Source organism: Clostridium lamae (assembly GCF_033043255.1).
Taxonomy (GTDB): Bacteria; Bacillota; Clostridia; order Clostridiales; family Clostridiaceae; genus Clostridium; species Clostridium lamae.
This window is the reverse complement of sequence record NZ_JASCQJ010000013.1, coordinates 25,080-49,926: the sequence shown is the minus strand read 5'-3', so window position 1 is coordinate 49,926 and position 24,847 is coordinate 25,080. Positions and strand designations below refer to the sequence as shown.

22 protein-coding genes are annotated in these 24,847 nt (G+C 28.4%); 20 read left to right on the top strand and 2 right to left on the bottom strand.

All coding sequences use genetic code 11. The features are described from left to right. The 8 genes from QK892_RS08535 to QK892_RS08500 all read left to right on the top strand — a co-directional run bounded on the left by QK892_RS08535 (position 1) and on the right by QK892_RS08500 (position 10,053). Positions 1–1,476, top strand: a complete 1,476-nt coding sequence (locus tag QK892_RS08535) for an alpha-N-arabinofuranosidase (RefSeq protein WP_317273120.1) — start codon at positions 1–3, stop codon at positions 1,474–1,476. Position 1,477: 1 nt separating this feature from the next. Next, positions 1,478–1,732 (top strand): DUF6171 family protein, encoded by a 255-nt coding sequence (locus QK892_RS08530; RefSeq protein WP_317273147.1) that lies wholly within the window; start codon positions 1,478–1,480, stop codon positions 1,730–1,732. Positions 1,733–1,820: 88 nt separating this feature from the next. Continuing rightward, entirely contained in the window at positions 1,821–3,596 is a 1,776-nt protein-coding gene (locus tag QK892_RS08525; protein WP_317273119.1) for a glycoside hydrolase family 127 protein, read from the top strand. Between the two features lie 62 nt (positions 3,597–3,658). Beyond that, complete coding sequence (locus tag QK892_RS08520; RefSeq protein WP_317273118.1) at positions 3,659–5,134, top strand: glycoside hydrolase family 43 protein; 1,476 nt, start codon at positions 3,659–3,661, stop codon at positions 5,132–5,134. A 634-nt stretch (positions 5,135–5,768) separates the two neighbouring features. Next, entirely contained in the window at positions 5,769–6,746 is a 978-nt protein-coding gene (locus QK892_RS08515; protein WP_317273117.1) for a glycoside hydrolase family 43 protein, read from the top strand. Between the two features lie 66 nt (positions 6,747–6,812). Next, positions 6,813–8,171 carry an ABC transporter substrate-binding protein gene (locus QK892_RS08510; protein WP_317273116.1) on the top strand — a complete coding sequence of 453 codons (1,359 nt, stop codon included), beginning with the start codon at positions 6,813–6,815 and terminating at the stop codon, positions 8,169–8,171. Between the two features lie 64 nt (positions 8,172–8,235). Further along, positions 8,236–9,141 (top strand): carbohydrate ABC transporter permease, encoded by a 906-nt coding sequence (locus tag QK892_RS08505; RefSeq protein ID WP_317273115.1) that lies wholly within the window; start codon positions 8,236–8,238, stop codon positions 9,139–9,141. A gap of 12 nt (positions 9,142–9,153) precedes the next feature. Beyond that, complete coding sequence (locus tag QK892_RS08500; protein ID WP_317273114.1) at positions 9,154–10,053, top strand: carbohydrate ABC transporter permease; 900 nt, start codon at positions 9,154–9,156, stop codon at positions 10,051–10,053. Between the two features lie 59 nt (positions 10,054–10,112). Here QK892_RS08500 and QK892_RS08495 read toward each other — a convergent pair whose 3' ends face one another. Together QK892_RS08495 and QK892_RS08490 are read right to left on the bottom strand one after the other, a co-directional pair. Then, the gene (locus tag QK892_RS08495; RefSeq protein WP_317273113.1) at positions 10,113–11,018 is read right to left on the bottom strand and encodes an ArsR/SmtB family transcription factor; all 906 of its coding nucleotides are present in this window, start codon (positions 11,016–11,018) and stop codon (positions 10,113–10,115) included. Between the two features lie 92 nt (positions 11,019–11,110). Next, entirely contained in the window at positions 11,111–11,776 is a 666-nt protein-coding gene (locus QK892_RS08490) for a YesL family protein (RefSeq protein WP_317273112.1), read from the bottom strand. A 214-nt stretch (positions 11,777–11,990) separates the two neighbouring features. Here QK892_RS08490 and QK892_RS08485 point away from each other — a divergent pair, with 214 nt between their 5' ends. The 12 genes from QK892_RS08485 to QK892_RS08430 all read left to right on the top strand — a co-directional run bounded on the left by QK892_RS08485 (position 11,991) and on the right by QK892_RS08430 (position 24,846). After that, entirely contained in the window at positions 11,991–12,809 is an 819-nt protein-coding gene (locus QK892_RS08485; RefSeq protein ID WP_317273111.1) for an aldo/keto reductase, read from the top strand. A 171-nt stretch (positions 12,810–12,980) separates the two neighbouring features. Then, positions 12,981–14,759 (top strand): sensor histidine kinase, encoded by a 1,779-nt coding sequence (locus tag QK892_RS08480; protein WP_317273110.1) that lies wholly within the window; start codon positions 12,981–12,983, stop codon positions 14,757–14,759. Positions 14,760–14,772: 13 nt separating this feature from the next. After that, positions 14,773–15,990, top strand: a complete 1,218-nt coding sequence (locus QK892_RS08475) for a response regulator transcription factor (RefSeq protein WP_317273109.1) — start codon at positions 14,773–14,775, stop codon at positions 15,988–15,990. Next, positions 15,974–17,860, top strand: a complete 1,887-nt coding sequence (locus tag QK892_RS08470; protein WP_317273108.1) for a substrate-binding domain-containing protein — start codon at positions 15,974–15,976, stop codon at positions 17,858–17,860. The genes QK892_RS08475 and QK892_RS08470 overlap by 17 nt, the downstream gene beginning before the upstream one ends. Positions 17,861–19,135: 1,275 nt before the next feature. Next, the gene (locus QK892_RS08465; RefSeq protein ID WP_317273107.1) at positions 19,136–19,684 is read left to right on the top strand and encodes a 2'-5' RNA ligase family protein; all 549 of its coding nucleotides are present in this window, start codon (positions 19,136–19,138) and stop codon (positions 19,682–19,684) included. A gap of 266 nt (positions 19,685–19,950) precedes the next feature. Beyond that, on the top strand, positions 19,951–20,250 hold the full coding sequence (locus QK892_RS08460) for a hypothetical protein (protein WP_317273106.1): 300 nt from the start codon (positions 19,951–19,953) through the stop codon (positions 20,248–20,250). Between the two features lie 102 nt (positions 20,251–20,352). Beyond that, positions 20,353–20,697: a TIGR04076 family protein gene (locus QK892_RS08455; RefSeq protein ID WP_317273105.1), complete on the top strand. Its 345-nt coding sequence runs from the start codon at positions 20,353–20,355 to the stop codon at positions 20,695–20,697. A 58-nt stretch (positions 20,698–20,755) separates the two neighbouring features. Further along, positions 20,756–21,187 carry a hypothetical protein gene (locus QK892_RS08450; RefSeq protein ID WP_317273104.1) on the top strand — a complete coding sequence of 144 codons (432 nt, stop codon included), beginning with the start codon at positions 20,756–20,758 and terminating at the stop codon, positions 21,185–21,187. Between the two features lie 127 nt (positions 21,188–21,314). Continuing rightward, positions 21,315–21,731 carry a VOC family protein gene (locus QK892_RS08445; RefSeq protein ID WP_317273103.1) on the top strand — a complete coding sequence of 139 codons (417 nt, stop codon included), beginning with the start codon at positions 21,315–21,317 and terminating at the stop codon, positions 21,729–21,731. Positions 21,732–21,791: 60 nt separating this feature from the next. Further along, complete coding sequence (locus tag QK892_RS08440; RefSeq protein WP_317273102.1) at positions 21,792–22,064, top strand: DUF3953 domain-containing protein; 273 nt, start codon at positions 21,792–21,794, stop codon at positions 22,062–22,064. Positions 22,065–22,258: 194 nt separating this feature from the next. Continuing rightward, the gene (locus QK892_RS08435; RefSeq protein WP_317273101.1) at positions 22,259–23,236 is read left to right on the top strand and encodes an ABC transporter substrate-binding protein; all 978 of its coding nucleotides are present in this window, start codon (positions 22,259–22,261) and stop codon (positions 23,234–23,236) included. Positions 23,237–23,331: 95 nt separating this feature from the next. After that, positions 23,332–24,846: a sugar ABC transporter ATP-binding protein gene (locus QK892_RS08430; protein WP_317273100.1), complete on the top strand. Its 1,515-nt coding sequence runs from the start codon at positions 23,332–23,334 to the stop codon at positions 24,844–24,846. The last annotated feature ends 1 nt before the right edge of the window (position 24,847 follow it).

The following is a 24,847-nucleotide window of genomic DNA, read 5'->3' as shown; positions in this document are numbered from 1 at the left end:
ATGGCTAAATATATAATAAATACTGAGAAAAAACTTTCAAAAATAAGTAAAGAGATATACGGACATTTTTCAGAACATTTAGGAAGATGTATTTATGAAGGTATATATGTTGGAGAGGATTCTGATATACCTAATGTAAATGGTATGAGAATAGATGTTGTACAAGCTTTAAAAGAAATAAAGATTCCAGTTTTAAGATGGCCAGGTGGTTGCTTTGCTGATGAATATCATTGGAAAGATGGGATTGGACCAAAAGAAAAAAGAAAGAAACTTATAAACACTCATTGGGGTGGAACTTTAGAAGATAATAGCTTTGGAACTCATGAATTTATGGAGTTATGTAGACAGCTTGAATGTGAACCTTATATAAATGGTAATTTAGGTAGTGGTACAGTTCAAGAAATGTCAGAATGGGTAGAGTATTTAACTTTTGATGGAGTATCTCCAATGGCTGATCTTAGAAAAGAAAATGGACACGAAGAAGCTTGGAAGGTTAAGTATTTTGGGATAGGTAATGAAAATTGGGGCTGTGGTGGAAATATGACTCCAGAATTCTATGCTAATATGTATAGAAGATATCAAACTTATTGCAGAAACTATCCAGGAAACAAATTATATAAGATAGCATGTGGGCCACCTGATAATAATTATAATTGGACAGAAGAAGTAATGAAAATAGCTGGCAATTTTATGGATGGTTTAAGCTTACATTATTATACTTTACCTGGAGAATGGGCTAAAAAAGGCGATGCAAGAGATTTTGATAATGAGACTTGGTATAAAACACTGAAAAAGACTCTTAGAATGGATGAGTTTATAAAAAATCACATAAATATCATGAATAAATATGATAAAGAAGAACGAGTAGATTTAATTGTAGATGAATGGGGTAGCTGGTATGATGTAGAAGTTGGAAGTAATCCAGGATTTTTATATCAACAAAACACAATGAGAGATGCTCTTATTGCAGGTATTAACTTAAATATTTTCAATAAAAACTCAAGAAGAGTAAAAATGGCCAATATAGCTCAAATTGTAAATGTATTACAAGCTGTTATATTAACAGAAGGTGAAAATATGGTGTTAACACCAACTTATCATGTATTTAATATGTATAAGGATCATCAAGAAGCAACTTTATTAGAAAGTTATATTGAAAGTAAAGAAATAGGATTAGAAGAGGAAAATTTAGTGCCTAATTTACATGAATCAGCTTCAGTAGATAAGGATGGTAGAATAATATTTACTATTAATAATCTATCTATCAGTGATGATTATAAGGTAGAAACAGAATTGCTAGGTAAAAAGCCTACCAAGATTACAGCAAATATATTAACTAATGAAATGAATGCTTGCAATACATTTGAAGAGTCCAATTTAGTTAAGATTGAAGAATTCAATAACTTTACTGTATCAGAAAATGGATTAAGTTTCACAATTCCAAAATGCAGTGTTATGAGATTTATTATTGAATAATATGAGTAAAGTATTTTGCAAAAGATGTCTTATGGACGAAGTTTTAAGTGAAGCAGAATATATCCATATGAAGGAATATATTTCAGCAATAGATGACTATATTAAATCTAGTGATGAAGAATATAAAAGAAGATTAAATATATGTAAAGAATGTGACTTACTAATAAATGGAATGTGTAAATTATGTGGATGCTTCGTAGAAATTAGAGCTGCCGTAAAAAAGAACTATTGTCCTAATAAAAACAGGTATTGGTAAAATAATAAATAAAAAATAATATCAATTTAAGTACTACTAGTATGAGGATTGGTATTATTTTTTATATTAAAAATTGAGAGGTTAATATATGAGTAAAATAAGATTATTAAGTGGAATATTTAAAGAAGCCCAAAATAAAGGAAAAGAATATTTACTTTATTTAAATGCTGATAGGTTATTGGCTCCATGTTATGAAGCAATAGGATTAGAGCCTAAAGATAAGAGATATGGTGGATGGGAAGAACGGGAAATAAGTGGACACTCTCTAGGACACTATCTTTCAGCATTATCATATATGTATGTAGCAACAGAAGATGAAAAAATTAAAGAAAAGTTAGAGTATACAATAGATGAATTAGGATATTTACAAGATATAGAAGGCAGTGATTACGTAAGCGGATTTAAAAGAGACTGCTTTGATAAAGTTTTTAGTAAAACTTTTAATGTAACGAGATTTGAATTAGGTGGTAGTTGGGTTCCTTGGTATAGTATTCATAAAATTTACTCAGGGCTTTTAGATTCATATAAGTTAACAAATAATAAAAAGGCTTTAGAGATATTAATAAAGTTATCAAATTGGGCAAAGGAAGGATTAAATAATCTATCAGAAGACGAATTTGATAGAATGCTTTATTGTGAGCATGGTGGAATGTGCGAGGTAATGGGAGATTTATACGAAATAACTAAAGATGAAGATTACTTAAATTTAGCAATAAGATTTATAGATAAGGAAATTATATATCCGCTTATGAATGAGAAAGATGAACTTGAAGGGAAACATGCTAATACACAAATTCCTAAAATTCTTGGAGCTGCAAAGCTTTATGATATAACAAAGGAAGAGAAATATAGGAAGGCAAGTGAGTATTTTTGGCATATAGTTACAAGTGAAAGATCATACGCAATTGGTGGAAATAGTATAGATGAGCATTTTGGTAAAATAGGAAGTGAAGCTTTAGGGGTTACAACAGCCGAAACATGTAATACGTATAATATGCTAAAGCTTACAGAGTATCTATATAAGTGGAATAAAGAGAGTAAGTATATGGATTATTATGAAAAAGCATTATATAATCATATACTTGCATCACAAGATCCTGTAAGTGGAATGAAAACATATTTTGTATCCACAAAACCAGGTCATTTTAAGGTATATTGTTCACCAGATAATTCATTTTGGTGTTGTACAGGAACAGGTATGGAGAATCCGGGTAAGTACACGAAAAACATATATTATTTAGATGATAATTCTCTATATATTAATCTATTTATAAGTTCTAGTCTAGAAATAGAAGATAAAAATATAAAAATAAATCAAATTACAGATTTCCCAAGAGAAGAAAAAACTAAAATAATAATAGAAGAAAGTAATAATCATGATTATGAAATAAAAATAAGAGTTCCATATTGGATAAATAATGATATTAAAGTTATGTTAAATAATAATGAAATACCTTTTAAAAAAGAAAAAGGATATATTTCAATAAGTAAGGTGTGGCAAAAGGGAGATACTTTAGATATAGATTTAAATATGAATTTACACATCTATAAATCAAGAGAAGATAAAAATAAAGTTTGTTTTATGTATGGACCTCTAGTGTTAGCAGGAGCATTGGGGAGAGAAAACTTTCCAGAAAGTGATATAGTAGAAGATCATTTAAGCTTAAATAATCATATGGGCATAAGTATTCCTAAAATATCTGGTGAAGATAGAGGCTTATTAAACAATATAGAGAAATTAAGAGATAAAGATTTAGAGTTTAAACTTAAATTCACCAATGATAATAATGAGGATTTCATAAAGCTAATACCATTTTATAAAATTCATCACGAAAGATATAGTATTTATTTTACTAGAATATAAAATGAATAACAAAAAATTCTCATCTAGGATAACATATAAAAATCTAAATTAAGGAGGAGTGTATGAATAAATTCATAAATAAATATATTTCAGTAGCAGTTATTACAGGCTTAATTTTAAGTAATGTTGGCTGCGACTCAAAAGATGAGAAGGTTGATATAAATTTTCAAAATGTTTCTGTTCATGATCCTGCAGTTATAAGAGTAGATGATACCTTTTATATAACTGGATCACATATGGCTGAGGCTAAATCAACAGATTTAATAAATTGGACAAGTATTTCAGACTCTGTTATAAATCAAAAGTTATTTGATAATATAAAATTAGAGTTAAAAGAAGCATTAGAATGGGGGCAAACTTCTACTTTTTGGGCTAGTGATTGGATAAAATTAAATGATGGAAAATATTATTTATATTATTGTGTATGTGAAGGATCATCTCCACAAGGGGCCATAGGGTATGCAGTTGCAGATAGTATTGATGGACCCTTTAAAAATTTAGGATTATTAGTAAAATCTAGTGGAAAAGAAGAGTTAAAATACTTAGATGAAAATGGAGAAGAAAAAATATATGATGCAAATATAAATCCTAATGCTATAGATCCTGCTATTTTTTATGATGCCGAAGGCAGATTTTGGATGATGTATGGTTCATATTCAGGGGGAATATTTATATTGGAATTAAATCCTAACAATGGGTCTATATTAGATGGACAAGGAACTTATGGCAAAAAATTATTAGGTGGATATCACTCTCAAATAGAAGCACCATATGTTACTTATAGCAGCGAAACAGGATATTATTACTTATTCCTATCTTTTGGAGGTTTAACAGCGGATGCTGGTTATAATATGAGAGTAGCTAGATCTAAAAATCCAGATGGGCCATATTATGATGCCATGGGAAATGATATGATTGAATCAAAAGGGGTAAGAGGAAAAGCATTAGCATCACAAAATCAATATATTATGAATTACGGTAATAAACTATTTGGAAATTTTAGATACCCAGTAAATAGTGACGTAGATGAGACCTTTTTAGATCCATCAGATCGAGGATATGTATCACCAGGACACAATTCTGTTTATTATGATGAAGAAACAGAGAGATATTTTTTAATATTTCATACTAGGTTTCCTGATACAGGTGAATCTCATCAAGTTAGAGTTCATCAAATGTATTTAAATGAGGATGGTTGGTTTGTAGTTTCTCCATATAGATATATTGGAGAAGTTATTGATGAGTATAAAGAAAAAGATATTTTAGGTGAATATAGTTTTATTAATCATGGAAGAGAAATATTTGATTTTGTTAGAGAATTTGTAAATATAAAATTAAATAAGAATGGAACAATAACAGGAGATGTTGATGGGACTTTTGAATTTAAAGATGGAAATAAAATAAATATTAACATAGATGGAGAAGAGTACAAAGGGGTATTTATTAAGCAATATGATATAAATAAAAAAGCATATACTATGACTTTTACCCTTATGGGTAGTGATAATGGTGTAGCTTTATGGGGAATTAAAAATTAAATACACTAATATTATATAAAAATATATAATAAATCTATGGGAATTTCCTGAAATAGGTATTATTTTAACAAACTATAAAATAATATCTATTTTTATTTTTTTAAGTAAAATTAAGTATCTAAATGCTAGAAAAAGCTATTTAAAATCTAAAAATAATAGAATATAATTAAATTATTTTAGGTTTATCTAAAACAATTTATTGACTATTATAATAAAAAATAGTATATTATAAATGTAGATTTTATTATATATAACTAAGGGGTGAGAGAGGGCTTAAATATTGAAAAAACTTTCTAAGATGAATAAAGAAATAAATAGAACTTTTATAAGCATCTAGGAAGAAGTATTTATGAGGAAATATATGTTTCAAAAAAATTTACACACCCAATGTAAACGATACAAATGGAGATATTGTACAAGCTCTAAAACAATTAAGATTTCAGTATTAATATTACTAATTCAGCTGAAATTGTAAACGTATTATAAGTAGTTATATTGACAGAAGATAAAAAATGGTTTTAACGAGAACCTACCATGTTTTTAATATGTACAAAGAGTATCAGTAGGCTATTTTAGTTGAATAATATTTAAAAAGTTACACAGAAAATTACAGTACGAATTTGGAGGAGAATTTATGGTAAGTAATATCTACAATAACCCAATTGTAGTTCAAAGAGCAGATCCTTGTATATATAAGCATATAGATGGTTATTATTATTTTACGGCTTCAGTACCTTCATTTGATTATATAGAACTTAGGAGAGCAAAAAAAATAAATGATTTACAAGATGCAGAGACTTTTAAAGTATGGGAAAAACACCAATCAGGAGAAATGAGTCAATTAATATGGGCTCCAGAAATTCATTATATCAATAATAAATGGTATATATATTTTGCAGCAGCTCCAGATAAAAATATTACTGGAAAAACATTTAATCATAAGATGTATGTAATCGAATGTGAAGATGAGGACCCTTTAAAAGGGAAGTGGATTGAAAAGGGAAGAATTGATACAGGATGGGATTCATTTTCATTAGACGCTACTACTTTTTCACATAATGACAAATTATATTATGTATGGGCCCAAGAAGAAGGTGAAGTTGAACCTAAATCTAATTCAAACATTTATATAGCTGAAATGGAAAATCCATGGACGTTGAAAAGTAAAGCTGTTTTATTATCAAAGCCAGAATATGATTGGGAAACAAAATTGTATTGGGTAAATGAAGGACCTGCAGTTATTAAAAAGAATGGAAAGATATTTATAACATATTCTGCTAGTGCTACAGATGAAAACTACTGTATGGGAATGTTAATAGCAAATGAAAATAGTAATCTTTTAGATAAAAATTCGTGGGTTAAAGCAAAAGAACCAGTATTTAAATCTTCTTATGAAAATAAGCAATATGGACCTGGACACAATAGTTTCACAATATCAGAAGATGGAAAATTAGATTTACTAGTTTACCATTCTAGAAATTATTTAGAGTTAAAGGGAGATCCTTTATCAGACCCAAATAGGCATGCAAGAGTTGAAATTATTTATTGGAATGATGATGGAACACCTAATTTTGGAGTTCCCTCAAAAGATAATAAGGAATTTGAAGTTTAAACTTATAGATATATTGTTAAATTTTAGAGGTATAAAAGAGAATAATTTAATTTGGGAGGGTTATTTATGTTAAAAAGGTCAAAAAGATTTTTTGCTATGATGGCTACAGCTCTTATTTTAGTAGGATGTGGCAATAGTTCCAAGGGTGAAGGAGCTAAAACTACTGATGGAAAAAAAGAAATAACATGGATGGGTTTTGGACAACCTCAAGAAACAGAAGTTTATGAGCAAGTTATAAAAAAATTTGAAGAAAAATATCCAGATGTTAAAGTTAAGCTTGTTTCAACTACGCAAGATCAATATGGTCAAAAAATTCAAGCTGCAATGGCTTCTAATACTATGGCAGATGTTGTTTATATGGGACCTGGAGATGTAAAGGCATGGGTTAATTCAGGTAAAATGCTCAATTTAGATGAATATATTGAAAAAGCACAGGCTGATGGAATTATTAACTTAGATGATATTTGGGAACTTGCATTAAAGAAATATAAATATGATGGAGAATTAATTGGAGAAGGAAGTTTATATGCATTGCCAAAAGATGTAGGTCCTTTTGGTTTTGGATATAACAAGACATTATTTGAGAAGTTAGGAATTCCTTTGCCAGATAAAGAAAAGCCATATACATGGGAAGAATTCATGGAAGTTTCTAAAAAACTTACTAATGATACAGGTGGAGAGGATTCTTCTTGGGGAACTGGTTTAAATGTTAACTGGTCACTTCAACCATTCGTATATAGTAATGGTGCAGATTGGCTAAATGAAGATGCGACTAAAGTTACAGTAACAGATCCAAAATTTGTAGAAGCACTTCAATTCTTTGCAGATCAAACATTAAAATATAAAATTACACCATCAGCAGAACAAGCACAAACTTTAGATACTTATCAAAGATGGATAAAAGGACAGTTAGCTTTCTTTGCAGTTGCTCCTTGGGATATAGCAGCATTTGAAGAGCTTCCATTTGAGTATGACTTAATCCCTTGGCCAGCAGGATCTACAGGAGAAACATCTAGTTGGTTAGGATCAGTTGGTTTCGCAGTTTCAGCAAATACTAAATACCCTCAAGAGGCAGTTAATTTAGCTATTTTCTTATCTACAGATGTTGATGCAAATAAGATGGTAGCAGATAAACAAATACAAGTTCCAAATATAAAATCATTAGCTAAAGATTATTATTTAAATACAGATAATAATCCTCAGAATAAACAAGTATTTATTGATTTAATTGAAAAATATGGTAAGCCGCTTCCAGGAGAAAGAACATATAATGCTGAATGGTATAACAAATTCTTTGAAGGAATCCAAGATGTATTAGATGGCAAAATTTCAGCTAAGGATTATTGTGAAAAAGTTGAACCTGAAATGCAAGCTCTTTTAGATAAGGCAATCGAAAAAGAAGCAAAAGAAAAAGCTAAGAATTAAAATAATTTCAAATAAGTGTTAGGGAGAAACCCTAGCACTTATGTTGAATATATGGGAGGGCGTTATGGAGTTAAAAGCTAAATCTAAGTTTAAATCCGGATATTATGCAAAAGAAAGAAGAGAAGGATATTTATTCGTTCTTGCACCTGTATTACAATTTTTCTTATTTGCATTTGTACCATTACTTTTCTCACTTTATGCTGGATTTACAGATTGGACATCAATAGGGAAAGCTGAATTCATAGGATTACAAAATTTTAAAGAAATCTTTGCAGACACAAACTTTTGGAAATCTATATGGAATACTTTATTTATGATGATAGGGATACCGATAGGACTTGTATTATCTTTATTATTAGCACTTGCCATGAACAGAGATATTCCAGGAAAGAACACTTTTAGGGTGTTATACTATATTCCAGTTATTTCATCTATTGCAGCAGTGTCTATATTATGGAGATGGGTTTATAACGGTGATTATGGATTATTAAATCAAGTATTAAGTATATTTGGAATAGATGGTCCAAACTGGTTAAATAATGAGACTACAGTTAAACCAGCTATTATGGCCATGACTATATGGAAGGGATTAGGTACATCTATGCTACTATATTTAGCAGGATTACAAAGTATTCCAAAGGACTTAAAAGAAGCAGCTGAAATAGATGGAGCTAATACTTTTCAATTATTTAGATATATTACTATACCAACTTTAAAACCTGTTACTTTCTACTTGATTATTACAAGTATTATAGGTGGATCACAAATGTTTATTGAACCTTCAATAATGGTTGATAACGGTGGTGTTAATTATAGTGCTGCAACTATTGTTTATTATTTATGGGATAAGGCATTTAAAAACTATCAAATGGGTTATGCAAGTGCTGTAGGATGGTTATTAGCTATCTTTATATTTACAATAACTTTAATTCAATTTAAATATAAAGGTAATGAAGTATTTGGAGAGTAGGAGGTGAAATTAATGCTAAATGTTGAAAAAAATATAGGTGTTAAGAAAAATCAAAAAGAAACAAAGACCCATAGCCGTAAAAAGCAGCATAAATTAGTTAATTTTATTTTATTCTTAGTACTTTTAGCTGGCTCATTAGTTATGATAGTTCCTTTGATTTGGATGTTATCAACTTCAGTAAAAAACAAATTAGAAGTCTTTGCAATGCCACCAGTATGGATACCATCCGAAATTAATTGGATTAAATATTCAGAGATATGGACAAAAGGACCTTTATTAAGTGGATTAAAAAATAGCTTAATAGTATGTGTATTAGTAACTACAATAGGTACATTTACATCAAGCTTAGCAGCATTTTCTTTTGCCAAATTAAGATATCCACATAAAAATACTATTTTCTTAGCATTGCTTGGAACTATGATGATTCCTTTCGCTATAATTATGATACCTCAATTTATAATTTTTTCAAAAATAGGGTGGGTTGATACATTAAAGCCATTAATAATTCCAGGATTATTTGGTAATGTTAGTATGATATTCTTCTTAAGGCAATACATGCAAAGCATACCAACTGATTTTATTGAAGCAGCAAGATTAGAAGGATGCTCATTCTTTAAAATATATTATAAGATAATATTACCATTATCAGGGCCAGCAATATCAGCTCAAGTTATTCTTTGGTTTATGGGAATATGGAACGACTACTTAGCTCCTTCTATATATATAAATACACCTGAAAGAATGACGATACAAACGGTTATACAATCCTTTAATGCAACATACGCTATTCAAACAGATTTTCCACTAATTATGGCTGCATCCATTATGTCAATGGTACCAATAATAATAGTTTTTATAATCTTCCAAAAGTGGATAATAGAATCTATTGCTATTACTGGTATTAAGGGATAAGTGATATGAAATTAATATATACTAATAAAAAAAGTGGAGAATAAATTATTTCTCCACTTTTAGTTATATATAACGCGCATATGGATACCTTGATTGTAGTTTCCAAAATCTTTACCAAAAATAGTTAACCCCCCTATATGTTTTGCACTTTCAGGAACAGATATTTTTAAGGAAAGATCGCTTTTATAACTTAAATTTAAATCGTCTAATGTTACATCTGATATTTTTAATCCATCTATAAAAGTCCCATATTGGTTTATTGATAGCAATTTTAAAAGTCCATATTGATTCCAATTTGGAAACCACCAAGAAGGGGTAAGAAGGCCTTTGCTATCTCCGAAATCTCCAGGACTGGTCCAACTTCCAAGATTTATATCATTTATAGAAAAGTTAATATCAGAAGGCCAATCATTACATATACCAGGAGCTTCAGAACTTATTTCCATAGAAAGTTGAATTTCTGAAAACTTTTGAGTAGGTTTTAAATAATTGGGAATTTTATATTCTATAAATCCTTTAGTAAACCAAAGTATAGATGCATTTATTCTTTCTGGATCTGCAAAATAATTTGGATTATCAACTTCACCAATTAACTTATCTTTAGTTGCAATACCACAAGTTGGCTCTATTTCGTAAGAAGAATAGTGTCCTATAGATAAATCTAAATCATAAGAGTTTTCAGGGGTGTCTAATTCCATATCTATTATAATTTTATCTTCATGTAAAGAACAAATCTTCTGTAATCCATGTTTAGCAGTTAAATTATTTGTAACTATAAGTCCACACTCTTCTAATTTTTTTATGTGCATAGTTAAAGCGCCGTTGGTTAAATTAAGCTTTTCAGATAATTCATTTATATTTAATTGTTTATATTCAGAAAGCAAATTTAATATATCTATTCTTACCTCTGAACTTAGGGCTTTAAAAACTGAAATACCATCCTTTAAATCTTTTATATGTATCATATCTGTAGTAATTATTCTTAGAGAAGATAAAAACTCTAAGAAATCTCCTTTCTGTTATTGATTATTTAAATAATATATTTTCACATTATTTATTATTTTAAATAAGTGTTATCTATAAAGAAAAATAAATTCTTCATATTTTTTATAACTAAAAAACAACCAATACTTACAATGAAAAATGCAATTATTGATTTAGAGTTTATTAAAATAAAGGTACATAATATTATAATAGCTAAATTTAATATTGAAGTAAAAGGGTTTCTTATTAGAAGGTATAATGAAAGCTTTAAAGTATCTAAAGTCTTAATCTTATATTTAGATATGATTACTAATGAATATGACATTAAAATTATATCTATTATTAACATTATAGTTAGTGGGATAATTAATAATGTGAATTTACCATTTGCTAAACATAATCTTAAATCGAAAATAATTATAGAAGCTATGATTAATAGAGGGATCCATACTTTTAATGAACTTAGGAAGTTATTTTTATATCCTCTAAAAAACTCTTTAGTCACTGCAAAACATTCATCAAAGATTAGTTTATTTATAAAAGAACATAATGCAACTAAAGCTGGACCTAAAAATACTAAGGATATAAATATAATATAGAAGTTTAGTTCTAATAAATAAACTGGTAAAATGAATAGTATATTACATATTCCAAAATATATACTTGATAGAAAGAATGCATGAACATAGTTTAAGAGTTTATTAATTTTATTCTCATTAGAATCTGAATACCCAATCATTAAACCACCTCTAAAATATAATTATATATATATTTTATCATTATATTTTAAAAAAGTCTAAAATAATTTATCTATATCTAAATATATTTTTATTGAATACTTTCATAAATATTACAATAATATCTGCGGGGTTTATTGTTAAAATTTTAATTTTCATTATTTTCTAAATTTTTTTGATATAATAAAAAGTAATAAATTACTTAGGAGGTGTACTATGAATATAAATAGTAAGATAACAATGAATACTGGGAATGGAATTTATCAGTTTGGACTTGGAGTCTGGAGAACTGGAGAAGAAACAAAAAAAGCTGTATTGGCTGCATTGAAAGCTGGTTATAGACATATAGATACTGCAGCAGGATACAAAAATGAGGAAGCTGTTGGTGAAGCAATAAGAGAAAGTGGAATTCCAAGGGAAGAATTATTTATAACAACAAAGTTGTGGAATCAGGATATGAGAGATGAAAGAGTAATGGAAGCCTTTGAATCTAGTTTAAATAAGCTTGGATTAGATTATGTAGATTTATACTTAATACATTGGCCAGTTAAGGATAAGTATATTAAAGCCTATAAGGTTATGGAAGAGATTTATAAAAGTGGAAGAGCTAAAGCAATTGGGGTTTCAAACTTTAAAACCCACCATCTTCAAGATTTATTAGATAATACAGAGGTTGTTCCAGCTGTTAACCAAATGGAGTTTAACCCACAAATGCAAGATAATGATATTTTAGCAATGTGTAAAGAAAAAGGAATAGTGTTAGAAGCATGGTCTCCCCTTGGTTCAGGTGTATGCTTAGAAAACGATGTGATAAAAGAAATAGGTAAGAAGTATAATAAATCAGTGGCACAAGTAATAATTAGATGGTTATTACAAAAAGGAATTGTAGTTTTTCCTAAGTCTGTACATGAAGAGAGAATTAAAGAAAATGCAGATGTATTTGATTTTGAGATAACTAATGAAGAAGTTAAATTAATCGATGATATGAATAAAAATCTTAGAACAGGACCAGATCCTGATACATTTAAATTTTAATCAATTGACTTATTTAATAACTATAGATTATAGGGATAATTAAAATGAACCAATACTTCTTAAATAAAGATAGTAGATAAATTATATAATTTATCTACTATTTTTATTTGTAAAATATTCCATTTACTGTTAGCAAAAGGTATAATTCATATAGGGGGTATTCAGAAGATTATGTTTAAGAAAACTATAAGAAATAGACTTTTAATATTCTTTTTAGTTATCATGTTTTTACCTATAACTACTTTAGGTGTATTTTCTAATTTAGTTTATACAAGAATTGTAGAAGGCAAGGTTGATCAGCATACTAGCCAAATGATAAATCAAATAGAAATTAATATAGATAATTATATTAAATCTGTTGAAAATATTTTAATGTATATTTCAAATTCTGAGGATATAATAAATTTCTTAAATCAAGAAGATACATTAACAGAAAATGAAGCGAAAATCCTAGAAGATAGAATTAAGAGGAGCTTAAGTATATATACAGAGGTTAATTCTGAGATTGCTGGGCTTTTAGTTGTAAATAATGATGATAAATATATAAGTAATGATCTTGAAAAAAAGACAAGGGATAAATTAACAAAAGAAATATGGTATGTAGAAGCAATAAATCAAGAGGAAAAAGTTAATTTTTTTAGTAAGCCTATTGGGAGAAATTTAAAATCTTATAAAAACTATAGTGCAGAGGATATTATTACTATTAGCAAGGCAGTTATAGATAAAGATACAAATAATATAATTGGTGTTATTATGGCAGATATTAATTTAAAAAAGTTTGATGATATAATAAGGGACAATTATATTGGAGAAACTGGATTCTTTTATCTTTTAGATAATAACAACAATATTGTTTATTCACCTGTAAATCCTATTATATATAGAATAAGTAATAATAATTTTAATAATGATTATGGAAGCTTTATAAAATCTATAAATAATGAAACCTTTAAGATTATGTATAACACAAGTGATGTAACAGGATGGAAAAGTATTGGAGTTTTTTCTTTTAAGGATATTTCAAAAGATATAACCGTTATGGAAAGGTTTACGTTGGTTATAACTATATCAACTTTATTATTGGCTGTATTCTTTTCTCTTTTATTTACTAATAGTATAGTAACTCCTATTAAGGAATTAAGAACATTAATGAAGGGGGTAGAATCAGGGGATTTAGACTTAAAATTTGAAGATAAAAGGTATAACAATGAGTTTGGAGAACTTGGTCATAGTTTTAATCATATGGTTAGTGAGATCAAAGAGCTTATAAATATGGTTTATAAAGAGCAAAGGAGCAAGAGAAAAGCAGAAATTGAAATCTTACAATCTCAAATAAAGCCTCACTTTTTATATAATACTTTAGATACTATAGCTTGGATGGCTGAAGATTACAATGCAAAGGAGATTGTACATTTAGTTGGAGCTTTAACTAAGGTATTTAGAATTGGGCTAAGTAAAGGGAAGGAATTTATTAAGCTTAGAGATGAGATCGAGCATATTAATAGTTACTTAACTATTCAAAAATACAGATATGAAGATAAGTTAGGCTACGAGATAACTTATGATGAAGATATTTTGGATATTTTAATTTTAAAACTTATAACACAACCTATAGTAGAAAATGCTATTTATCATGGAATAAAAGAAAAGCGGGGAAAGGGAAATATAAGAATTAATTTTAGGAAGTTGGATGATGAAATTCTTATTATTGTTGAAGATGATGGAGCGGGAATATCAGAAGAAAGACTTCAAAATATAAATTCTATGTTAGAAACAAGCAACAGTTTTTATATTGATTCTGAAAGTGGATCTGGTTATGGCATATCTAATGTTAATACTAGAATCAAGCTTAGTTATGGAACCTCATATGGATTAAGATATTGTAGTAAACTGGGGGATTTTACTAAGGTAGAAATAAGGCTACCACTTGAAAATAATTATAAGGAATAGGGGTGAGTTATTTTTGATTAAAGTTTTAATTGCTGACGATGAACCTAGGATAAGAAGAGGTATTAAAAATACAATAAACTGGGAAGAAAATGATTTTGAACTAGTTGGTGAAGCAGAGGACGGGGAAGAAGCTTTAAGTTTAGTAAAAGAAAAAAAGCCAGATATATTATTTATTGATATTTGTATGCCATTTTTAAATGGAATACAGTTAATAGAAGAAATAAATAAAGTTTTATTTAATCCAATTATAGTAATTGTATCAGGATATGATGAATTTAATTATGTTCAAGCAGCATTAAGGCTTAGGGTTTTTGATTATATTTTAAAGCCAATAGATAGAGAGAATTTTAAGAATTTAATTAATAAAGTAAAAGAAGAATTTATTTTAAGAAAAAAAGAAAATGAAAAAGAGAATTTTAAGAAAGAAGTTCTTGAAAGTAATATTTCTTATTTAAAGGATAACTTCTTTAAAGCTTGGGTTAGTGGGAAATTGAATTCTGATGAACTGAAGCTTAGAATGGAAAATTTCAACTTTAATTACAATAATAATATGGGACTAGCTCTTATAAAAATATTAGAAAAGAATTTTGTTGGTATTGTTAATAAAAATGAAAAAGAACTAGTATCTTTCGGAATCATAAATATATCAAGAGATTTTGTAAGTAGTTTTAAAAATTCATATGTATTTCAATATTCAGCATCAAGAATAGTTATAATTTTAGAAGTTGAATCTATAAAAAAGTGGAAGGAAACATTAATAGAGTTAGAGGAAAATATAAGCAAATTATTTAATATTGATATTATAATAGAAAATTCATTATTAGATAAAGATCCAATAAATATTAAAGATACATTTAATAAGTTAAAAAAGAATGTAATAGAAAAAAGCAAAAAGACTCCAATTGTTTTAGAAGTACAAAAGTATATTAACAGGAATTATTATGATTCAGACTTATCTATAGAAACACTATCTAATAAACTTGGAATTAGCCAAACTTATTTAACCAGGTTATTAAAAAAAGAGCTTGGAATGAATTTTATTGATTATTTAACTCATGTTAGACTTCAAAATTCTATAGAGCTTATGAAAGATTCGGATATCAAAATATATGAAATTGCTAATTTAGTTGGATATAGTACTCAACATTATTTTAGCAATGTATTTAAAAAGCATATGAAGATATCTCCAAATGATTATAGGATGTGTATGAATAATGAAGATAAAGTATGAAGATTTTGTTTATTTTTTTGCGCTTATATTACTTGTAGTTTTTTCAGTATTTGCAGTTATAGTCACTTTTTATAATAATTTTTTAGGCAAAGAAAATAATGAAGAAAAAAATTTTGTAATTGGTATTTCTCAATCACAGTTAATGGAGCCTTGGCAAATCAAAATTAATGAAGAAATAAAGAAAGAGGCTAGTAATTATGATAATCTTCAAGTTATATATTTAGATGCTGTAGGTAGTTCAAGTAAGCAAATTGATGATATTGATAAGCTTATGCAATATGACATAGATTTATTAGTTATTTCTCCATCTAATTCTAAGGATGTAACAGAAAAAGTTGCAGAAGTATATAAAAATATTCCAGTAATAGTTTTAGATAGAGGTGTAGAGGGGTATGACTATACCTTGTATATAGGTCCTGATAATAGTGTTTTGGGAAAGCAAGTTGGGAATTGTGTAGTAGATTTATTAAAAGATAGTGGCGGTAATGTTGTTGAAATAAAGGGAAATTTATATTCTAATGCCAGCATAGAAAGAAGTAGTGGATTTAGAAGTAAAATTAATGAATATAACAATATTAATTTAATGAAAGATATAAGTGTGAATTGGAATCGTGATGAAGCAGAAGATGAAATGAAAAGAATTTTTGAAGAAAATAATAATATTGATTTAGTATTTGCACATAGTGATGCCATGGCTTTAGGTGCTTATAATGCTTATAAAAGTTCTAATTATAAAAAAGATGTAAAGTTTATTGGTATAGATGGGTTAACTGGGGATACTGGTGGATTAAATTTAGTTGAGAAAGACATTCTTAATTGTACATTTACTTGTCCAACAGGTGGAAAAGAAGCAATTCAATATGCAATGGATATTTTAAATAAAGAAAAGGGGATTCCTAAGAAGGTTATTTTAAGAAGTAGCTTAATTACTAAAAATAATATAGATGAATATAAGTTTAAAAATGAAAATAAGGTTGAAAAGGAAGAAATAACATTAGGCTTTTGTAATGTTGGTGATGAAGGTGGATGGAGAGCAGCAAATGAAGTATCTATAAAAAATGCAGCAAAGGATTTTGGTATTAATTTAATTTATGCTAAAGCTGATTTAAGCTATGAAAATCAAATTAAGATATTAAATGAATTTATTGATATGAAGGTAGACATTATTGCTTTTTCACCAGTAAGGGATTATGGATTTGAAGAAGTATTAAAGAAAGCAAAAGATGCTAATATTCCAGTTATTTTATCTGATAGAACTATTAATATAGAAGATAAAACCTTATACAATACTTATTTAGGAAGTGATATGAGAGAACAAGGTAGAAGAGCTGGGAAATGGTGCTTAGAAAATTTAGAAGATAATATAAGTGTTTTTGAGATTAAGGGTATTTTTGGATCTACACCATCAATAGAAAGAAAAATAGGATTTGAAGAAGTAATTTATGCTTCTAATAGAAATATTGAAATAGTAGCATCTGAAAATGGAAACTACACCATTGAAGGTGGGAAAAAAGTCATGGAGAATTTTTTAAAAGAAGAATATAAAAAATGTAAGTCTTCACAAATCGTTGTATTTTCTCATAATGATGATATGGCACTTGGAGCAATAGAAGCAATTGAGGATTTTGGGTTCGAGCCAGGAGTTGATATAAAAATAATATCAATAGATGCTATAAAACAAGGGATTCTAGCTATGAAGGATGGGAAAATCAATTGCATAATAGAATGTAATCCGCTAATTGGTCCAGAGATTATGAAGATTTCAAAGGATATATTAAGCGGAAAAGATTCAACTAGCATGATAATCACAGATGAAAAAATCTTTGAAGAAGAGAACTTTGATATAGAGTGGCTAAGCAGAGCCTACTAGGAGCAGAGGTTATGAATGCATAATGGATAATGCGTAATGGATAATTAAGGATAAAACTCCTATCGGAGTTTTGTAAAATGAAAGAATGAAAAAATGAAAGAATGAAAAAACTTATTGCTAGCGCAAAATGGATAATGCATAATGCGTAATTGATAATTAATGTGAAAACTCCTAACGGAGTTTTGAAAAAGGAATTAATGAAAAAATTATGGATTAAATTCCTTTGGAATTTATAAATTTCATAACTCAGCTTGTCTGAGTTATTCCATAAATTATGCATTATCAATTATGCATTATGCATTGATTGAGGTGTGTAATGGATAATTTATGTGTAAATTCCTTCTGTATCGTCATTCATTAAATAAAATAGTGAAGATTCTCTTTTGCATTCGCAAAATCGAAGTGAAAGAACTTATTGCTAGAGGAAAATGCATAATGGGTAATGCACAATGAATAATTAAGGAGAAAACTCCTAACGGAGTTTTGAAAAAGGAAGTAATGAAAGAATGAAAAAATGAAAGAATTAAGGTGTAAATTCCTCCTGTGTCGGAATTTATAAATTTCATAACTCAGCTTGTCTGAGTTATTCCATAAATTATGCATTATTAATTATGCATTATGCATTATTTTAGCTTGTCTGAGTTATTTCATAAAGTATGCATTATAAAGTATGCATTATAAAGTATGCATTATGCATTGATTAAGGAATAAATAGAATTAATTTACAAATTATGTTAGTATTGAATTAAATGAGTATTTTATAAGAGTATTAAATATAAAACGGGGGGATTTAGTGAAAATAAATAAGAGATATGCATTAAGTTTTTTTATTATTACAATAACCATACCAGCTATAATATTGAATTTTGGAAACCACCTTATGGGGAATAATGCAACCATTTTAAATTTAAAAGTATCTACTACATTTTTAATTCTTTGGTTTTTACTAAGCGTTTATTGTGGCTTGAAAAACGAAAAATCATATATCAAATTTACTTTAATATATTGGGGGATAAGCATTATTACTTATTTGCTTATAGGACTTATTTCAATTCTTAATTTTAACGGTATGCTTCTTGCACCTATTATAATTTGGTACGGTGCCCCCATATATGGATTAAGATACTTAATAAATGAGACGTCTTCTACGCTTAATTCAATATCCCCTTATATATGCTTTTTAATAAACTTTTTAGGATATTTTATTGGATATTGTATGTATAAACTTAAAATAAAAATGAATAATTAGATTAAAGTTAATTAGGGGGATATACAATGAAGAAGTATTGTGTAATAGCTAGATTTGATGAAAAAACAGAGGAATTACTTTTGAGATGGAAGCAAAGAGCTTATTCTATACAGAAAAGTTATTATTCTGATAAGCCATGGGCACCACATATGACTATTGCTGCTTATGAGGATATTGATGAAACACTTCTTTGTAATTGGCTCGAGGAATATGCTAAATCAAAAGCACCTTTACAAATTGAGTTTAAATCTTTGGGCGTATATACTCATGGACATTCTTGTAATACTGATGTAATATATGCAAGCCCATGTATTTCCTCACCTTTAGTTGATTTTTACTATGGTTTCCACCAAAAGTTAGATGAATATTGTGGGAGTTTTGGCTTTGAATACTCTGTAAAATGTGGTTATCCAGTGTTTCATTCAACAGTAACAGTTTGTGATAAAAGTGATTTTAACAGTATTTTTGATTATTTTAGAGATAATTTTAGCAGTATAAGAGGAACCATTGTTGCTCTTGAAGTGTATGAAATTCCAATGAGGCTTATCCATAGATTTGAATTGATGAAGAATTAATTGAGGGCTTTGAAGAATAGAAAAAATATAAATTAAAGTACGTTTTATATAATCTTATAATTAATAGTATAGTGAGTTTGGTAATTTTGATAATCTATTCAGTATTCAGAAGGAATGACTTTAATTTAGGTTTATTCTTTGGTTTATTAATAGGCAATATAATTGGCTTACCATTTAGATGGAATATAAATGAAGAAAAATATTATAAGTTATCGAATAATAAATAGTACAATTTGCCTTTTGTATTGGTATTGAGGAGGAAGTAAATGAAAAATAAATATAAAACTACAGCTTTAACAGTGCTAATAGGAATAATTCTAACCTGCCTAATAGTATTTCATTTTACAGGTATTTTACCAAATATAGTTGCAAGAGTATCATCTCAAGTTTATATTACTATAAATTATCCTACTAAAGGATTCAAATTTAAGAGTGGTGAATACTCATATGGATTTGGAGATTATTTTGTTAAATATGAAAATGAAGATGGCGAGACTGTTGGCCTTATGATGCTCCCTGAAAAGTTCCCTGTAATTGTGAGACAGGATACTCAGAAATTTAATTAATTAGTAACTTTAAACTACTATGGATTCATCAAGTTATAGGAAATCAGTAAGAATTATAAGAAGAGACAGGTTTATTTTTAAATTAGAGTTTGGAGGGGAATTATGAAAAAATGGTATGATGAGGAATATGAATTTGAGATTGAGGTAACGGGATTTCTTCATAGTGACTACACAGAGGGGTATTGTCGAAATGGTGAGGAAGTAGGAGATAAGTATACTTGTACCTATGGATGTCCTGTAAATGCAGAGGGACAGGGGATTTGTTCTAAGGTGATGATGCTTATGTTCCCAATTATGGAAGCGGTAAGAAGTGGTGGAGATTTACAAAATATCGGAGGAGATAGTGAATACAGCAAGGATATTGTATGTCCAGATGGCTGCGTTATATTTAGACTTACAGCAAAGAAACTTGGAAATGAGAATTTTTATAAGAGGGATTTTTATTGAAAAGTTTATTGAAAATAAAATAAAGCAAGTCTTTGGAGATAAGAATAGGAGAGATTATATGGATAAGAATAAAAAGTTTTGCGTTATAGGACTAATTTGTTTATTAATACTTACGATAGTAATTTTTGTTTCATATGAGAAACCATATAATTCATCATATGAAGAATTATATGGAAGATGGTATCTATACAATGGAAATGATATAAATACAGATTTTGATATACCTAACCAATTAAATTCAAAGGATTATATAGAAATTTCAAAAGGAATTATGGAAACCTTCAGAAGTGATGGGAAAAATGGTGTTTCTGAAATGAAGGTACAAGGAAGTGAAATACACTCCGGAGATGCAGTATATAAGTACACCATAAACAAGATTGATGAGCATAAAATTTTAGCTTTAGAATTAATAGGGTATGATAATACTCACAAGAAAGATACAATTGAAAATGGTGAAAAGTTTATATATGTATTTAATGAAAAAAATTAATTAATATATAGGAAGTTAGTAATTGTATTATAATGCCAACTAAGAATAATTCTGATAACATATATAAATAAGAATTTGTAGAGACTGATCAGAATTTACAATATTTTAAGTTAGGAGAAGATGAATTATGAGTATTGGAATAGGCATTTATGCAAAAAACAGTAAAGAAGCTGTAGAGCTATATTGTAATGTATTTGGACTTGAAGTAGGATATCATGTGCTAAATGAAGACGGAAATTACTTTCATTCAGAATTGTTGAAGGATGGTGAGCCTTTTCTCGCGGTTGCGGAAGCAAATGATGAGAACCTTCCTAATGGCATGAACTTGTCGTATGATAATCCTATTGAGATGGGTTATACAGTTAAGTCAAAAGATGAGTTTTATCGAATTTTTTCAATTTTGAAAAAGGAAGGTAAAGTTATAACTGATGTATGCGAATTTCCGTGGAGTCCTTTAGCAACTGTTGTAATGGATAAATTTGGTGCAAGATGGTATATTACTTTGCCACAACATTATCCAACGGAGGACGAGAGTTTTTTATAAGTATTGATAGAGGCAAATTCCAATTTGTAGTTATGGGAATATATAGGAGGTATAAAGAGAATGATTAAAGAGGTATGGAGCTCAAAAAGTACTAGTAAGAAAGTATTATCTATAATTTCTGTTATTTGCTCGATAATCATAATAGTATTAGCGTGTATGCAGATTTTTGGTATCTGGGAAAATGCAATAAATGTATTTGAACCATTACTGGGTGTAGTATTATTGATTCAAGCCATTCAGAATTGGAAGAAAAATAAAGTAGTTGCTATTGTTAATTTATGTGCTGCAATATTTATTTTTTTAGTTTGGATTTTTATATTTGTAATTAGATAAAGTTTGATTTATAAGGAGATAGATATTATATTCTGGCGACTTGGAGCCTGTGAGGTCTCAAGGAATATAATATCTATCTCCTTTATTTTATTGTGCAGAATTTTATAAATTAAGCTTGTTTATTGTAAATACATTTAATGGTAAAAATATTAGAATTTAATTGTAATCGTAATCAAAAATTAAGGGGGATTATAATGAAGGTTAAAAAATTATTATCATTAGTTTTAGCTAGTGCTATGGCTCTTTCTATTGGATGTTCTGGTGGTAAAGAGGAACCTAAGGGGGAAGATAGTGGAGATAAGAAACTTGTTGTAGGATATGCACAATTAGGAGCAGAAAGTGAATGGAGAACTGCATGTACTAACTCTGTTAAAGAAGAGGCTGAAAAAAGAGGCATTGATTTAAAATTCTCTGATGCTCAACAAAAGCAAGAAAATCAAATAAAAGCTATACGTTCATTTATAGCTCAAGGTGTTGACGTTATAGGTGTATCTCCAGTTGTTGAATCTGGATGGGAAACTGTATTTAAAGAAGTTAAAGATGCTGGAATTCCACTAGTATTAGTTGATAGAAAAGCTGATGTTCCAGAGGATTTATATGCTTGTTATTTAGGATCTGACTTCGTAGAAGAAGGAATAAAGGCAGCAGATGAACTTGCTAAATTAATAAATTCAAAGGGAAATATAGTTGAACTTCAAGGAACTGTTGGATCTTCAGCAGCTGTTGGAAGACAAGAAGGATTCTTAAAAAGATTAGAGGAAAAATATCCTGATATAAAAATTATTAAATCTCAAACTGGTGATTTTACAAGAGCTAAGGGTAAAGAAGTTATGGAAGCTTTCTTAAAGTCTGATGGAGAAAATATTCAAGCTTTATTTGCACATAATGATGATATGGCAATAGGAGCTATACAAGCTATTGAAGAGTATGGAAAGAAACCTGGTGAAGATATAAAAATAGTTTCAGTTGATGCAGTTAAAGGTGCTTTTGAAGCTATGATAGCTGGAAAATTAAATGTTACAGTAGAATGTAATCCACTACTTGGACCTCAATTCTTTGATGTTTGTGAAGATATAGTTGCAGGAAAAGAAGTTCCTAAGGTTATACCATCAGAAGAGGGTGTATATAGACAAGATACAGCAGCAGACGATCTTCCAAATAGAAAATATTAATTTATATTAATTTTCTTTAATTTAATGTAAGCTGTTGCATAAAAAATACTATTGCAACAGCTTATGTTAAATATAACAAAAAAGGAGATGTAGCTATGAAAGAAAAAGATATATTACTAAAAATGAAAAATATAAGCATAGAGTTTCCTGGTGTAAAGGCATTAGATGATGTTGAATTCACCTTAAGAGCAGGAGAAATCCATGCATTAATGGGGGAAAATGGAGCAGGAAAATCAACTTTAATTAAGGTATTAACAGGAGTTGAAAAGTTATATAGTGGAGAAATTCTTTTCTTAGATAATAAAATAAATCCAAAATCAACATATGAAGCTCAGGAACTTGGAATTAGTACAGTATATCAAGAGGTAAACTTGTGTAATAACATTTCTGTAGCAGAAAATATATTTATTGGAAGAGAACCTATGAAGTTTGGAAGAATTAATTGGAAGGAAATAAATAAAAGAGCAAGTTTAGCTATGAAAAAATTAAATATAGATATTGATGTAACAAAAAATTTAGATAGTTATTCTATTGCTATTCAACAAATGGTTGCAATTGCAAGAGCTGTTGATATTGAAGCTAAGATATTAATTTTAGATGAGCCAACTGCTAGTTTAGATGAAGGGGAAGTTAAAAAGTTATTTGAAATAATGAGGAATTTAAAATCTCAAGGTATAGGAATTATATTTATTACTCATTTCTTAGATCAAGTATATGAAATTTCAGATAAGATTACGGTATTGAGGAATGGAAAATTAGTTGGAGAGTATGAAACTAGTGAATTGCCAAAGGTTCAATTAGTAGGGAAAATGATTGGAAAAGATTATGGTGAGATAAATTCAATTATCAAGCCAATTGATAATATAGAAGACAAAACCGAACGAGAAGTATTTTTAAAGGCAGTAAATTTAGGCAAGAAGAATCTTTTAGAACCACTTGATACAGTAATTTATAAGGGAGAAGTTCTTGGATTAGCCGGATTATTAGGTTCTGGTAGAACTGAATTAGTTAATTTATTATTTGGAATAGAAAAGGCTGATACAGGGGAGATAACTATAAATAATAAGAAAAGTAAAATAAAAAATCCTCTAGAGGCGATAAAAAAAGAAATTGCATATTGTCCAGAAGATAGAAAGAAAGAAGGAGTAATACCTAATTTATCAATAAGAGAAAATATTATTTTAGCTCTTCAAGTAAAAAGAGGATGGATTAAATATATTCCACTTAAAGAACAGGAGAAAATAGCAGAAGAATATATTAAACTTTTAGATATTAAGACTCCATCAGCAGAAAAACTTGTAAATGAGTTAAGTGGAGGCAATCAGCAAAAGGTTATTTTGGCTAGGTGGTTATTAACAAGACCAAAGCTTTTAATACTAGATGAGCCAACAAGAGGAATAGATATTGGAACAAAAGCTGAAATTCAAAAGTTAGTATTAGATTTTGCAAATCAAGGAATTTCGGTAATATTTATTTCTTCAGAGTTAGACGAAATGCTTAGAACTTGTAGTAGATTGATAGTCTTAAGAGATAAAGTTAAGATTAAAGAGCTTGTGGACAAGGATTTAGAAACTAATATTATTATGAATACTATAGCAGGAGGTAATTAAT

Bases quoted from the DNA above. Each gene is read 5' to 3' on its own strand.
- QK892_RS08465 (WP_317273107.1), top strand. From the start codon at position 19,136: ATGAAGAAGTATTGTGTAATAGCTAGATTTGATGAAAAAACAGAGGAA.
- QK892_RS08460 (WP_317273106.1), top strand. From the start codon at position 19,951: ATGAAAAATAAATATAAAACTACAGCTTTAACAGTGCTAATAGGAATA.
- QK892_RS08505 (WP_317273115.1), top strand. From the start codon at position 8,236: ATGGAGTTAAAAGCTAAATCTAAGTTTAAATCCGGATATTATGCAAAA.
- QK892_RS08440 (WP_317273102.1), top strand. From the start codon at position 21,792: ATGATTAAAGAGGTATGGAGCTCAAAAAGTACTAGTAAGAAAGTATTA.
- QK892_RS08455 (WP_317273105.1), top strand. From the start codon at position 20,353: ATGAAAAAATGGTATGATGAGGAATATGAATTTGAGATTGAGGTAACG.
- QK892_RS08485 (WP_317273111.1), top strand. From the start codon at position 11,991: ATGAATATAAATAGTAAGATAACAATGAATACTGGGAATGGAATTTAT.
- QK892_RS08530 (WP_317273147.1), top strand. From the start codon at position 1,478: ATGAGTAAAGTATTTTGCAAAAGATGTCTTATGGACGAAGTTTTAAGT.
- QK892_RS08430 (WP_317273100.1), top strand. From the start codon at position 23,332: ATGAAAGAAAAAGATATATTACTAAAAATGAAAAATATAAGCATAGAG.
- QK892_RS08480 (WP_317273110.1), top strand. From the start codon at position 12,981: ATGTTTAAGAAAACTATAAGAAATAGACTTTTAATATTCTTTTTAGTT.
- QK892_RS08510 (WP_317273116.1), top strand. From the start codon at position 6,813: ATGTTAAAAAGGTCAAAAAGATTTTTTGCTATGATGGCTACAGCTCTT.
- QK892_RS08515 (WP_317273117.1), top strand. From the start codon at position 5,769: ATGGTAAGTAATATCTACAATAACCCAATTGTAGTTCAAAGAGCAGAT.
- QK892_RS08520 (WP_317273118.1), top strand. From the start codon at position 3,659: ATGAATAAATTCATAAATAAATATATTTCAGTAGCAGTTATTACAGGC.
- QK892_RS08500 (WP_317273114.1), top strand. From the start codon at position 9,154: ATGCTAAATGTTGAAAAAAATATAGGTGTTAAGAAAAATCAAAAAGAA.
- QK892_RS08445 (WP_317273103.1), top strand. From the start codon at position 21,315: ATGAGTATTGGAATAGGCATTTATGCAAAAAACAGTAAAGAAGCTGTA.
- QK892_RS08470 (WP_317273108.1), top strand. From the start codon at position 15,974: ATGAAGATAAAGTATGAAGATTTTGTTTATTTTTTTGCGCTTATATTA.
- QK892_RS08435 (WP_317273101.1), top strand. From the start codon at position 22,259: ATGAAGGTTAAAAAATTATTATCATTAGTTTTAGCTAGTGCTATGGCT.
- QK892_RS08525 (WP_317273119.1), top strand. From the start codon at position 1,821: ATGAGTAAAATAAGATTATTAAGTGGAATATTTAAAGAAGCCCAAAAT.
- QK892_RS08495 (WP_317273113.1), bottom strand. From the start codon at position 11,018: ATGATACATATAAAAGATTTAAAGGATGGTATTTCAGTTTTTAAAGCC.
- QK892_RS08535 (WP_317273120.1), top strand. From the start codon at position 1: ATGGCTAAATATATAATAAATACTGAGAAAAAACTTTCAAAAATAAGT.
- QK892_RS08490 (WP_317273112.1), bottom strand. From the start codon at position 11,776: ATGATTGGGTATTCAGATTCTAATGAGAATAAAATTAATAAACTCTTA.
- QK892_RS08450 (WP_317273104.1), top strand. From the start codon at position 20,756: ATGGATAAGAATAAAAAGTTTTGCGTTATAGGACTAATTTGTTTATTA.